Below are 13,580 nucleotides of genomic sequence, written 5' to 3'. Positions count from 1 at the left end.
AAGTGAATATATGGAGTTGCAAACACTAATCCTTGTTTGTGTAAAATATTCAAGGTATCGCAGAATTAATGTATTCCCAGAATAGCTATATAGCTATGAGGGATAATGGGTTTGTGGACAGCCCCTAGTTAATAAGGTAATCTACATTTGTAGAGGAAACTTAAACTACAAACTTCACTAAAAAGCTACTAGTAATATACTTGTTTTTTTGAGTATATGAAGTATAGCGAAGCTCCATCTAAATTTTTAATTTAGGTGGTGAGGTTCACTCTGCATTTTAATTAATCTGCCTCCTCTTTTAAATTAGAGAAAGCTGAAAAATTACTCTCTCTAATTATTATTCAAATTTTTAGTTAAGCCTTTGATCTACTATTTTCATTGCACAATAAGAACCACACATTGTACAGGCATCTTCGTCTTTTAAATTCTGATTATGTTGGCTTCGAGATTTTCTTAATTTATCTGGGGCCAGGGCCAGCTCAATTTGTTTTTCCCAGTCTAATTTTTTTCTAGCTTTAGCCATCTTATTATCTCTCTCTTTTGCTCCTTTAACACCTTTAGCGATGTCAGCTGCATGAGCTGCAATTTTGCTTGCAATTACTCCTTCTCTTACATCATCTAAATCAGGTAAACCAATATGTTCAGCTGGAGTAACATAACAAAGAAAATCTGCTCCTGCTGCAGCTGCGGCTGCTCCCCCAATTGCTGCAGTAATATGATCATATCCTGCTGCTATGTCTGTAACTAGAGGTCCTAAAACATAAAAAGGAGCATTTTTACAAAGTTCTTTTTGTAATTTAATATTTGTTTCTATTTGATCATAAGGTACATGGCCCGGCCCCTCTACCATAACCTGCACTTCTGCTGCCCGAGCCCGATCTACTAATTCTCCTAAAATTAAAAGTTCATGGATTTGAGCACGATCTGTAGCGTCTGCAAGACTCCCTGGTCTTAAAGCATCACCCAAACTTAAAGTCACATCATATTGATAACATATTTCTAATAAACGATCATAATATTGATAAAGTGGATTTTCCTGCTGATTATGGAACATCCAAGCTGCCATAAATGAACCTCCTCGACTAACTATATCAGTCACTCTTTTTTCAGCTTCTAAATGCCTTAAGGTTTCTAGAGTTAAGCCACAATGAACAGTTATAAAGTCGACACCTTCTTTTGCCTGAGCCTCAATTACAGCAAATAATTCTTCAACTTCCATTTCTATTATTCCTCTACCAGATTTTACAGTTTCTACGGCTGTTTGATAAATAGGTACAGTTCCAACTGGTAGTGGCGATTTTTCTAAAATAGCAGATCTGGTTGCTTTTATTTTGTCACCTGTAGAAAGATCCATTACTGCATCTGCTCCTGCTTTAAGAGCTACTGTTAATTTTTCTAGCTCATTTTCAATGCTGTCATAATCTTCAGAAGTACCAAAATTAGCATTTACTTTTGTTTTTAAACCTTCTCCAAAAGCTACTGGATCTAGCTGCTGATGATTTATATTGGCTGGAATAACTACCTTTCCTGCTGCTATTTTTTTTCGCATAACTTCTGCCTTTACTCCTTCTTTGGCTGCTGCTTTTTCCATCACTTTAGTTATTTCTCCATTTTTTGCTTTTGTTAATTGAGTCATTATTTTCATCTCCTTAGATTTTTTCATAAATTATTAAAATAGAAATCAAAAAAACACAGTTCCAACTAAGGAAACTGTGTCTTAAATTGCCTTAAATAATTTCTGCAATAAATACTAATTCACACTTCCCTTCGCTAGTATTATCTAGATCAGGTTTTAAGGGTCAAAGCAGATGCTTTATCTCAGCCAGAGGCTCCCCTATGTTAAATAATTATTAAGTTTTATTTATTTTTTAAGGCCTTCATTATGATCAGAAGTGAAATATAAACAACTATAGTAGTTGGAATTAAAAAACTAGCATTATAAATTGTAGAATAAATCCAAACATTTTGACCTTCTGGAGCATAACTAGCAAAGAAAATAACTCCAGATAAAATATGGATTATTAATCGAAAAAAACTGGCAATTAAAACAGCTGCTAAAAGTTTAAAAGGCTGAATAACTTTTTCTTTTTTAATTTTAAAAAAGCCAGCAATTCCTAAAACAAAATATGGTAAAGGATAGTCCATAATTAGCTGTACAGGATGAATAATATAAGCTCCAAACATTAATTGGAGTAGTCCATAAATTAAACCACTAAAAGCCCCCGCTCCAGCTCCCCACCGAAAAGCGATTACAAAAATAGGCAGCATTTCTAAACTAACCGAACCACCCTGAGGCATCCGCCACAATTTTAAAAAATTTAGAACAACTGCTAAGGCAACTGCAACTCCAATTTCTGCCAACATTCTAGTTGAAAATTTATTTTGCATAGTAAAAACCCTCCTGATTTGAAGGAACAAACCGGAGGGTTTTAATTATCTTATGATTACCTACGCCTGCATTACCAGGATCAGGTTCTGGGTCGATGATTGCTCATCCTCTCAGCCTCCAGTTTGGCTCCCCAATTTTTAATTTTAAAGCTTTAGTCATGTCAAGATTTCTATTTGAATTTATTATATACTATAAATATTTTTTTATCAACTAAATTTATCAATTTACTGCATATTCTTCTCTTCCAGCTTTAAATTTAATTTCACCTGCTGTAATACAACCTGTAACTGGACAAACTTGTTGGCAAAGATGACACCCCACACACTGATCTTCATCTAAATCTGGTTTTCTGTTTTCAGAATCCCATTCTAAGGCCTGGTGACCACCATCATAACAAGAAATATAACAGCGTCCACAACCAATACATAGCTCTTCATCAAATTCAGGTAAAATTAAATGAGCTCTATCCAATTCTTCAGCAGCAACTATCTGCTCTAAAGCAAGTCCTACCATTTGTTCTAAATTATCAAAACCCTGTTCTTCTAGATAGTGAGACAAACCATTAATTAAGTCTTCAACTATCCGATATCCATACTGCATAACTGAAGTAGTCATCTGTAAATTTCTACAGCCTAAAGCTAAAAATTCAGCTGCATCTTCCCAAGTCTCAATTCCTCCCATTCCACTTAAAGGAACATCTTTTAATTGGGGATGTTGTTTTAATTCAGCTATAAATCTTAAAGCAATTGGCTTAACTGCTTTACCTGAATAACCAGAAATAGAAGATTTACCATTTACTTTAGGCATTGGAGTAAAATCATCTAAATCAATTTCTGTTAGAGATTTTATTGTATTAATTGCAGATAAAGCATCTGCTCCTCCATTAACTGCAGCTATTGCAGGGATTTCCATATTACCAATATTAGGTGTCATCTTAGCAATAACTGGTAAATCAGTTACTTGACTTACAGCAGCACTATACTTTTTAACTAATTCTGGATTCTGACCTACATCAGATCCCATAGCTCCACTAGTCATTTGAGGGCAAGAAAAGTTACATTCTATTAAATCAGCTCCAGCCTCTGTTACCATTTCAGCTAATTCAGCCCATTCTTTTTCATTTTCTCCCATAATTGAAGCAATAATTATTTTGTGCGGATAATCTTGTTTAAGTTTTTTAATAGTTGCTAAATTTTCTGCTAATGGTTTATCAGAAATCTGTTCCATATTTTTAAAGCCTACAAAAGAAGTTGCTTCTTTTTTTAAATTATCAAAACGAGGTGAACATTCATCAGCAATATAATAACCGATTGTTTTAAAAACAATTCCACCCCAGCCGCTTTCTAAGGCTTTAGCACACATATCATAATTACTGCCTACTGGAGAAGAAGAAAGAAAAAAAGGATTTTCAGCTTTAACTCCACAAAATTCTATAGATAAATCTTTAGTTCTCATTATAAGCTCACCTTAACTTTCTCTTTTTTATTATTTAAATAGTCCATCATATTTTTGGCAGCTTCTTTACCCTCGGCAATGGCATTAACAACTGATTCTTCAGTATTTATAATATCTCCAGCAGCAAAAATATCTTCATAGTTTGTTTTGAAATTAGAATTAGTTTCAATAAAACCTGCTTGATCCAATTTTAGATCTTCTATTTCTTTAATTTTAACATTTGTTTGACCTATAGCTAAAATTACTTGTTCTGCCTCTAGTTCTAGTTTTGAATTATTTTCAACTCCAAAAGCACTAAATTTTTCAACTTGCTGCTCACCTGCAATAGCTTCTGGCTTAAAACCAGCATATATATTAATATTATGTTTTTGAGCTTCTATTAATTCTTTTTCCGCTGCTGGCATAGTAGCTAAATTTTCTAAGCAGACCATACTAACATCTGCTGCTCCATATTTTTTAGCTGTTAAAGCACAGTCTACTGCTACATTACCCCCACCAACAATTACAACTTTTTTAGCTTTTACATCCAATTTTTCAGCTTGAGTTTTAGCCTTAATTAAAAAACTAACTGCATCTTTCACTCCAGCTAATTGATTGCCTTCTAATTCTAACTTTTTAGCTTCAGGTTGACCTAAAGCCATTAAAAAAGTTTTATAACCACCTGCTCTTAAGTCAGCTAAAGTAATATCTTGGCCAACTTCACAATTTGTTTCAAATTCTACTCCTAAATCTCTTATGTAATCAATTTCTGTTTCTACAATTTCTGGGGGGAGCTTTGTTGAAGGAATTCCATAATTTAACCAGCCACCTACTTTTTCTCTTTTTTCAAAAACTTTAACTTGATAACCACTCAAAGCGAGTTCTCCTGCTGCTGCTAAACCTGCTGGCCCTGAACCAATTATAGCTACTTTCTCTTTTTTTAGTTCTGGGGTTCTTAAAATTTCTAATTCATTTGCTTTTTCATAATCACAAACAAACTCCTGTAATTTACCAATCTGAATACTCTGATCAAGTTCAGCTCTAACACAATCTTTTTGACAAAGCTGATCATAAGGACAAACACGAGCACAAATTCCACCTAAAATATTTTTAGTTCTAATTGTTTCAGCTGCACCTTTAAGATTATTAAATCTAATAGATCGAATAAATTTTGCTGGATCAGTGTTGGCAGGACAAGCTTCAGAACAAGGGGCTTCATAACATAAAAGGCACCTTGCTGCTTCTTCCATGGCCTGATCATAAGTAAAATAGCTCATCAAACTCCTCCTCAAAATATTATAATATTAATTTTTTATTAACTTACTCATAAGTTCTAACTTTAAGCTTTGTGTATTATTTAACATATCATAATTCATTCTGAGTTTAAACTAGCTCTAACTCAGCTATTTACGACTGAGCTTCAATTATAGTTGTCAGACAACCTTTTTTAGGCATAAACTTACTTAATTGGGAATTTTTAAAATTGCCCATATTTTCTGTTTATTAAAAATTATTTTGAGGCCTAAAAACCCCAAAATAATTTAACTAAAAATGGAACAACTAAAGCTAATAACAGTTGTAAAGGTGCTCCAACTAAAATAAAATCTGTGAACTTAAAACCACCTGAACTATAAACCATTAGATTTGTTTGATAACCAACTGGACTGGCAAAAGCTGCACTAGCAGCAAAAGTTGTAATTAAAACAAAGGCAAAAGGGTTAACTCCCAACTGTTGAGCAGTACCAATTGCTATCGGTAACATTAAAAGTGCACTAGCATTATTTCCGACTATATTAGCCATAATTGAAGTTAATAAATAAATTATCATCGCTATTGCTATTGCTGGCAGTATTTCAGCTAGATTCAATATTTTAGCTGCTATATAAGCTGCTGCTCCAGTCTTTTCGATTGCTACCCCAAGGGGAATTAAACCAGAAAGTAGAAAATAAACTTCCCAATCTATAGCAGTAAAAAAATCATTTTTATTAATCACTCCACTTAAAACCATTAAAAAGGCTCCACTTAAAGCTGCAATTGCAACAGGTAGTATATTAAAAGAAACTGTTAGAATAAAAAAAGTTAAAATTGCAACAGAAATTAACATTTTTGTTTTATCAAATAAATTAGAATCATATTTTCGATCAATAATAAAATTATTGTTTTTGCTTAAACGAGCAAATGTTTTTTCAGTTGCTAAAAGTAAAATTAAATCTCCAGGTTGAAAACGATAATCTTCCATTTTTTGGTGAGTTAATTCTTCTCCACGCCTTAAAGCTAAAACATTACAATCATAACGCTCTAAAAAATTTATTTCAGTTAAAGTTTTATTGACCATAAACGAATGAGCTGGAACTACTATTTCAATTAATTTTTCACCAGCCAAAGGTTGTTCTATTAATTGATCATCAACTACCATTTCTGGTAAAGTTTTAATTCCTTTACGCTTAATTAATTTAAGTAAAGTTTCTTCTTGAGCACGAATAATTAAATGATCACCAGCTCTTAATGTTTTAGCATCAAGGGGCTCCATAAATTCTTCTTCATCTCTAATAATTTTAATAATATCATAATCTAGCTCCTTAGTATTACTAATTTCAGCAAAGCTTTTACCAACAAAACTACATTCTGGAGCAAGTACTACTTCACTTAAATAACCACTCATCTCATATTCTTCAGTTAAATCATTTTCTACTTCTAGTCGAGCAGGTATTAATTTATAGCCAATTGTCAAGAGATAAAAAATACCAATTAACAAAACTATCAATCCCAAACCAGTAAATTCGAACATACTAAAAGGATGTCCTAGAATTCGATCAGAAACCTGGCTTGCTAATAAGTTAGTAGAAGTTCCAATTAAGGTTAAAGTACCTCCTAACATCGCTGTATAAGAAAGTGGAATTAATAATTTGGATGGTGATACCTTTGTTTTACGTCCTAATTCTCGAACCATAGGTATTAAAGCAGCTACAATTGGAGTATTATTAACAAGACCAGAACTAAAGCCTGTCAAAATAGAAATAAGGCTAATTTGGCGTCTTGGATTACTACCTGTTAGATAAGATATTTTATCACCTAAAAGCTGGACTGCCCCACTCCTTTGAATACCAGCACTAAAAACAAACATTGCCATTACAGTAATTGTAGCCGAATTTCCAAAACCTGACAAAGCTTCTTCAACTGACATTTTAGATAAGTCATTAAAAAATGCTAAAGCAATAGGAACTAAAATAGCTAATAAACTAATTGGCATTGGTTCCCAAATAAATAAAACTAATAAACTAGTAATTAAAAGTAAAATAAAAATAATACTACTGCTTAATTGATTTTGCAGACCTAAGTTAACAGCCGAATTAGCTCCTTCTATATTTTCTGCTGCTGCATTATAAGGGATTAAAAGCAATATTATTAGACAAAAACAAATCCAGAAATAATTATTTTTATTTGCAATCATCATTCTCACCTCTTTTAGTTATCTGAATTTTAAATATCTATTTTTTATTTTATCAAATTTTTAGTTTTATTTCTAGGATTTAGCAGCCAACTAAATAAAAAATTTTAGAATCCAAATTATTTGTTAAAATTTATTAATATTGATTGAAACTTTCAATTTAGCCTGTTAAACTATAAGTTAACTTAGAAGTTTAATCAAAAGGAGGGTAAATAAATTGTCGAAGATAAAAAAATTGTTTGCTAAATATAGTCAAGACTTGGTTAGTGGCCTCACAACAGCTACCATTGCTCTCCCACAAAATATGGCCTATGCTCTAATTTTAGGTGTGAATCCAATCTATGGAATCTATGCTTCAATCTTTTCCATGTTAACAGCAGCTATTTTTAATTTTTCAGCCTATATTATTGTAGGTCCGACTAATATGATGGCAGTTGCTCTCTATAGTAGTCTCCATAATTTTCAGGGAGAAAATTATTTAGAAATAATATTTTTAACTACTTTTTTAGTTGGGCTTTTCCAATTTTTATTAGTAAGTTTTAATTTAAGTGAATTAATAAAATATGTTTCTCATCCCGTAGTAGTAGCTCTTTCACATGGAGCAGCTGTTTTAATTTTATTTTCTCAAATTGAAAATTTCACTGGAGTTCCAGTTACTGGTTCAAATGTAATCAGTAAAGGTTTAACTTTTATTTCAAATTTTTCGCAAATTAATTACCTTAATTTAAGTGTTGGAATCTTAACTTTAATTTTAATTTATACTATACCTTTAATTAAAAAAGATTTACCTGAATATCTAATCACAATCATAATTATAACTTTATTTACCTCATTTACTGGACTTAAACAATCAATCCCTCTGGTTGGGAAAATACCAAAACAAATTATAGATTTTCAATTAATAAATTTTGACTGGCAATTAATTGGCCAAATTTATACCAAAGCTTTTTCTATAGCTCTTTTAGGCTTAATTCAAACTATGGCTGTTCTACAAGCAATTGCCTTAAAAACTGATGAAGAACCAAATTTCAATCGTGAGTTTAGAAGTCAGGGAATAACTAATATGATAATTTCATTTTTTAGTGGTTTTGCTATTTCTGCTTCTTTTTCTAATACATTTGCTAATTTAAGTGCTGGCGCAAAACACAGAATTTCTCAATTTTTCTGTGCCCTTTCTATTATTATTTTTATAGTCTTTTTTAGAACCCTTTTAGCTTATATTCCAGTTGCAGTTTTAGCAGCTTTAGTTATTGCTGCTGCTATTGGAATTATTGATTTTAAAGAAATAGTTAAAAACATGAAAACTACTAAAGGTGATGCTTTAATTTTTTGGTCAACTTTTGCTGCTACAATTATTTTGCCTAATCTTGATCAAGCTATTTATTTTGGAGTAATAGTTTCTTTAATTGTAGTACTCCAGATTTCTAAAAAAGCAGATATTGAGATGCTTTATTATGATAAAAAAGAAAAAGATGGTGCTTATCATCTCCATCATGCTGATCATGAAGACACAGATAAAAATGAGTTAGTTAGTCAAAAAGCGAGGGTCATTGATCTCAAAGGAACTGTTCATTTTAGTGCAGCTGAAGATCTAAAAAAACAACTAGAAACTTTTTTTGAAGAAGACACTGACTTTATTATTCGCTTTAGAAATGTTAGAAGAATTGATATTACTATTGTTAAAGTTTTAGAAGAATTTATAGAAAAAGTTGAAGCAAATGAAGGTGAAGTTATGTTAACTGGAGTCAATGAAAAAATACTTAAGATTTTTGAAAAAATAGGTATTGCAGAAAAAGTTGGCGAAGAAAATATTTATCTACCAGAAACAGAATATTTCGCAGCTACTCATAAAGCACTTGATTTTAGCCATCAAGATGGTAAAACTGAAAGTGAGAGCAAAAATAAAAACAAAGATCAATAAAGCTCAAAACTATAACTCATCTTAAGCTAAATTATATTTAAAAATATAATTTTTAATCCCACAAACTTTTTCATTAAAAGCTTGTGGGATTTTTATTTAGTCTTTTCTTAAGCTATGACCTTTAGTTTGACTAACTTCTCTACCTAAAGAACTAATGATTCCTCCAATACATTGTCTACAGTCTCCTGCTTCTTCGTTTACACAAATTTTATCAGGATAAATCTGATACTGCTCTCGATATTTACCATCTGTAACATTAGGCATCACTACATTTGCTCCTGCTTGTAATGCTTTTTGTCTGCCTTCAACATCAATTGTCCCCAAAGCTGTAGTAGCTGGGATATGAGCTAAAGGTAAAAGTAATCTACTTAAAGCTGTAAATTTTAAAGTCATAGCAACTGTTCCTTGCTTACTTGCTTTTAAAGGAGTAGCTTGGTGAGGTATAAAAGGACCAGAACCAATCATATCAAGTTCTAAATCTTGACATAATAATAAATCTTCAGCCAAAATTTCTGGAGTCTGACCTGGTAATCCTATAATAACTCCACTCCCAATTTGATAACCAATTAGTTTTAGATATTCTAAGCTTTCAATTCTATTTTCATAACTCATTTTAGGATGATATTTTTGATAAAGAGAGCGATCTGCAATTTCATGTTTAAGTAAATATCGATCTGCTCCAGCTTCTCGCCAAAGCTTATAGGCAGCAAAATCTCTTTCACCTAAACTTAAGGTAATAGCCATCTTAGTTTTAGCTTTAATTTCTCTAATAATTTCTGCAATTGTTTGAGCTGGATATTCATCTTCTCCAGATTGTAAAACAACTGTCTGATAGCCAAGTTCTGATGCCATTTGAGCTGTTTTTACAATTTCTTCTTTTTTTAATTGATAACGCTTAATTTCTTTATTATCTTTTCTTAAACCACAATAATAGCAATTTTGTTTACAATAACTAGAAAACTCAATAATTGCTCTTAAATGAACTTGATTCCCACAAATTGCTGCTCGTTTTTGGTCTGCTTTTTCTATTAAATAAGCAAGATCTTTAAGTTCAGTCTTTAATAAAGCGGTAATTTCAGCTTTGGTCAAGTTATTTTTAGTAAAGGCTTGATCAACTAATTGTTTAATTTTAAACTGATTCAATTATATCACATCTCCTATCTAATTTAATCTTTTTGCCAGCACGCTAGAGCTTTAGGAAAAGGTTTTAAAGCTCTATCTAAAATACCATGTAAAAAAGCAATTGCTATCCCATAATTAACTATTGGAATTCCTGCTTTTTCTGCTTCTGCTAATCTTGATAAAAGTTCTTTTCTATTTAACATACAACTTCCACACTGTAAAATTAAACTATATTGACTTAAATCAGCGGGAAAGTCTCGACCAGCAGTATGCTCAAATTGAAGTTCTGGCTCAATTTTCTGCCTTAACCAATTAGGAATTTTAACTGTACCTATATCATCTTTTTGACGACGATGGGTACAAGACTCGGCTATTAATACTTTATCTCCTGCTTTTAGTTCTTTTATTTTTTTGGCCCCTTGAACAAAACTTTCTAAATCACCCTTATAGCGGGCAAAAAGAACTGAAAAACCAGTTAACAAAATATCTGCTGGAACTGTTTTAGAAACTTCTGCAAAAGCCTGTGAATCTGTAACTACAATTTTAGCTTGAGTTTTTAATTTAGCTAATTCTGTTTCTAAATCTACTTTTTTGGTTACTAAAGCAGTTGCTTGATGATCTAAAACATCTCTGATTGTCTGAACTTGTGGTAAAATAAGCCTTCCTTTAGGAGCAGCACTATCAATAGGAGTTACTAAAACCACCAGATCTCCTGGCTCAATTAAATCCCCCATAATTGTATCTCGACTATAGTCTCTTGGCATTTTTTGAGCTATTTTTTCTCTAATCAGATCTATATTAATTTCTTTTTTGGAACTTACTTTAATAACTTCTAAATTATTTTTCAGAAAAAAGTCTTTTAATTCAGATTTTAATTCTACTTGTTCAGAGTTTAAATCCTTTAAAATATCTATTTTATTTAAAATAGTTAAAAAAGGAATATTTTTCTCTTTAAAATCTTTAATTAATTTTCTTTCAAAGTCTCCTGCTCCTTGAGCAGCAGAAATAACTAATAAAGCTAAATCCGTTTTTCTCATAATTTCTTTTGTTTTTTTAATTCTCATTGCTCCCAGTTCTCCCTGATCATCAATACCTGCTGTATCAATTATCATTACTGGGCCAATAGGCAAAAGTTCCATTGCCTTATAAACAGGATCTGTTGTTGTTCCTGGCTGACTAGAAACAAGGGCTAAATCTTGGTTTGTTAATCTATTAATCAAAGATGATTTACCGACATTTCTTCTGCCAAAAACTGCTATATGAGGTCTATCTCCTTTGGCTGTAGAATTCATCTTTCCACTTCCTTATTTTAAAGATATAAGTCATGTTCTCCTTCAGCAATGGCTGCTAATTTTGTAGCAATACTTGCTGCTAATTTCGGATTATCCTTTTCCAATTTTTCCATCATTTCTTTTAAACATTTTTTACCATATTTACGACTTGTTTCAGTTCCATAATCTTCTAAATATTCTTTAAAAGTAAGCATTGCATTTGGACGACAAAATTCCTGTATTTTACCAGGTTTAGCTAAATCCATAAAATCTTTTCCTGTTCTACCTAAACGATAACAAGCTGTACAGAAACTAGGAATATAACCTTCTTTCGCTATCCCAGTTATTATTTCATCAATTGGTCTTAAATCATGTAAAGAAAACTGAGCTAATTCTTCTTGATCATTATCTTTTTTTTCATAGCCACCAGGAGTGGTCCGAGAACCTGCTGATATCTGTGAAACTCCATGTTCAAATAATTCATTCCGCATCTCTGTAGTTTCTCTGGTTGATAAAATCATCCCTGTATAAGGAATTGCCAGTCTTAAAACCGCTACCAATTTACGGAAATCAGCGTCTGAAACTGGGTAAGGAACTTCATCTAGAGGAGTTCCCATAGCTGGATTAAGTCTGGGTACTGAAACTGTATGAGGACCAACTCCCCACTTTTTATCCAGATATTCTGCATGTAAGAGCATTCCAATCACATCAAACTTATAATCATAAAGTCCAAATAAAGCTCCAATCCCTACATCATCAATTCCAGCTTCTTGGGCTCTATCCATTACTGAAAGCCGCCATTCATAATTACTTTTAGGACCAGATGGATGTAATTTTGCATACTGTTTTCTATTATATGTTTCCTGAAAACAAGTATAAGTTCCAATTTCAGATTCTTTTAATTTCTTAAAATCTTCAGTTCCTAAAGGAGCAATTTCAGCATTAATTCTTCTAATCTCTCCTCCATTTTCAGTTTGAACATCATAAGCAGTTTTAATACTTTCTACTACATAATCTAAATCTGTATTTGGAGCTTCACCAGTTAAAACTAAAAGTCTTTTATGGCCTTCTTTTTCTAAAGCTGCTACTTCTTTTCTAATTTCGGCTTGGCTCAATTTTTTCCTATCAATTTGATGATTATCTTTGCGAAAACCACAGTAAAGACAATCATTTATACATTGATTAGCAAAATATAAGGGAGCAAAAATAACTAAACGCTTCCCATAAATTTCTTCTTTAACTTTGCGAGCTGCTTCTAAAAATTCTGCTATTAGCTCTTTTGATTCAACCTGTAGTAAAGTTGCCGCTTCTACAGGACTAATTCCATTTAATTCTAAAGCCTTATCAATTATTCTCTTAACTTCTGCTGGCTTAGGTTCTTTAGCTGCAGCCAAAATAGACTCTACTTTAGCATCAGTTATATAGTCACAAACTTCAGTTCTGTAGTCATCTCCAAATTCTTCTTTAAAATAATTTATTTGAGTCATAATAGCCTCCTTTAATTTTAAAAAAAATCATTCTACTTCAACAGCAGTTAAAGCTGATTTTAAATTAACTCCTGGTAAATTTCCTAACTGACCAGTAATTGCTCCAATTTGATCAGGAGTACCTTCTACAATTAAAGAAATCATTGATAAACCATGTTCAGCCGAAGGAATTCCCATTCTCCCAATAATACATTCTGCATTTTTACTCAATATTTTATTAATCTGATCACTAACTTTTTCTCTTTTATCAACAACTACTGCTACTGAACCAATTCTTTTTTTCATTATTTGCCTCCAATAGTTTGTGATTAATTTCTTTTTAACCAGGTACCAATATATACAATTTAGACATAGAAAGATCCCTCCCCTGATTCTTAGAATTTTTCCTTAAATTCAGGAAGTGCTTTAATTTAATCTCCTTTCAGATAGGTTACCCCAGCTGATCAGATATTTTACTTTAAATTAAGTATAACCTATTTTTAGACTTTGTTCAAGTTTTCACTTAAAA

Annotated in this window: 10 protein-coding genes and 2 riboswitches; of the genes, 1 reads left to right on the top strand and 9 read right to left on the bottom strand. The window is 31.8% G+C overall.

Annotation, left to right across the window (positions count from 1 at the left end):
- Nucleotides 1-349: 349 nt before the first annotated feature.
- The 5 genes from thiC to HPRAE_RS02195 all read right to left on the bottom strand — a co-directional run bounded on the left by thiC (nt 350) and on the right by HPRAE_RS02195 (nt 7,274).
- Nucleotides 350-1,636, bottom strand: a complete 1,287-nt coding sequence (gene thiC / locus HPRAE_RS02215) for a phosphomethylpyrimidine synthase ThiC (RefSeq protein WP_014552625.1) — start codon at nt 1,634-1,636, stop codon at nt 350-352.
- Nucleotides 1,637-1,744: 108 nt separating this feature from the next.
- Nucleotides 1,745-1,846, bottom strand: a riboswitch (TPP riboswitch).
- An 11-nt stretch (nt 1,847-1,857) separates the two neighbouring features.
- Complete coding sequence (thiT, locus tag HPRAE_RS02210) at nt 1,858-2,388, bottom strand: energy-coupled thiamine transporter ThiT (protein ID WP_014552624.1); 531 nt, start codon at nt 2,386-2,388, stop codon at nt 1,858-1,860.
- A 40-nt stretch (nt 2,389-2,428) separates the two neighbouring features.
- Nucleotides 2,429-2,532, bottom strand: a riboswitch (TPP riboswitch).
- Nucleotides 2,533-2,608: 76 nt separating this feature from the next.
- Entirely contained in the window at nt 2,609-3,844 is a 1,236-nt protein-coding gene (gene preA, locus HPRAE_RS02205; RefSeq protein ID WP_014552623.1) for an NAD-dependent dihydropyrimidine dehydrogenase subunit PreA, read from the bottom strand.
- Nucleotides 3,844-5,100 carry an FAD-dependent oxidoreductase gene (locus HPRAE_RS02200; RefSeq protein WP_014552622.1) on the bottom strand — a complete coding sequence of 419 codons (1,257 nt, stop codon included), beginning with the start codon at nt 5,098-5,100 and terminating at the stop codon, nt 3,844-3,846. Before HPRAE_RS02200 ends, preA begins: the two co-directional genes overlap by 1 nt.
- A 245-nt stretch (nt 5,101-5,345) precedes the next feature.
- Entirely contained in the window at nt 5,346-7,274 is a 1,929-nt protein-coding gene (locus HPRAE_RS02195) for an SLC13 family permease (protein WP_148220536.1), read from the bottom strand.
- Nucleotides 7,275-7,488: 214 nt separating this feature from the next.
- Here HPRAE_RS02195 and HPRAE_RS02190 point away from each other — a divergent pair, with 214 nt between their 5' ends.
- Nucleotides 7,489-9,192, top strand: coding sequence for a SulP family inorganic anion transporter (locus tag HPRAE_RS02190; protein ID WP_014552620.1), 1,704 nt, complete (start codon nt 7,489-7,491; stop codon nt 9,190-9,192).
- Between the two features lie 96 nt (nt 9,193-9,288).
- Here the strand turns inward: HPRAE_RS02190 and hydE are convergent, their stop codons facing one another.
- The 4 genes from hydE to HPRAE_RS02170 are packed head-to-tail and all read right to left on the bottom strand — an operon-like array spanning nt 9,289 to nt 13,357.
- Nucleotides 9,289-10,335 carry a [FeFe] hydrogenase H-cluster radical SAM maturase HydE gene (gene hydE / locus HPRAE_RS02185; RefSeq protein ID WP_014552619.1) on the bottom strand — a complete coding sequence of 349 codons (1,047 nt, stop codon included), beginning with the start codon at nt 10,333-10,335 and terminating at the stop codon, nt 9,289-9,291.
- Between the two features lie 23 nt (nt 10,336-10,358).
- Nucleotides 10,359-11,606 (bottom strand): [FeFe] hydrogenase H-cluster maturation GTPase HydF, encoded by a 1,248-nt coding sequence (gene hydF / locus HPRAE_RS02180; protein WP_014552618.1) that lies wholly within the window; start codon nt 11,604-11,606, stop codon nt 10,359-10,361.
- A 17-nt stretch (nt 11,607-11,623) separates the two neighbouring features.
- Entirely contained in the window at nt 11,624-13,072 is a 1,449-nt protein-coding gene (hydG, locus tag HPRAE_RS02175; RefSeq protein WP_014552617.1) for a [FeFe] hydrogenase H-cluster radical SAM maturase HydG, read from the bottom strand.
- A 27-nt stretch (nt 13,073-13,099) separates the two neighbouring features.
- Nucleotides 13,100-13,357 (bottom strand): TM1266 family iron-only hydrogenase system putative regulator, encoded by a 258-nt coding sequence (locus HPRAE_RS02170; RefSeq protein ID WP_014552616.1) that lies wholly within the window; start codon nt 13,355-13,357, stop codon nt 13,100-13,102.
- Between the last annotated feature and the right edge of the window lie 223 nt (nt 13,358-13,580).

Origin of the sequence: Halanaerobium praevalens DSM 2228, from assembly GCF_000165465.1 — a bacterium.
In the GTDB taxonomy this organism is placed as follows: Bacteria; Bacillota; Halanaerobiia; order Halanaerobiales; family Halanaerobiaceae; genus Halanaerobium; species Halanaerobium praevalens.
The sequence above is the reverse complement of the archived record's forward strand: the minus strand, read 5'-3'. Positions and strand labels throughout refer to the sequence as shown.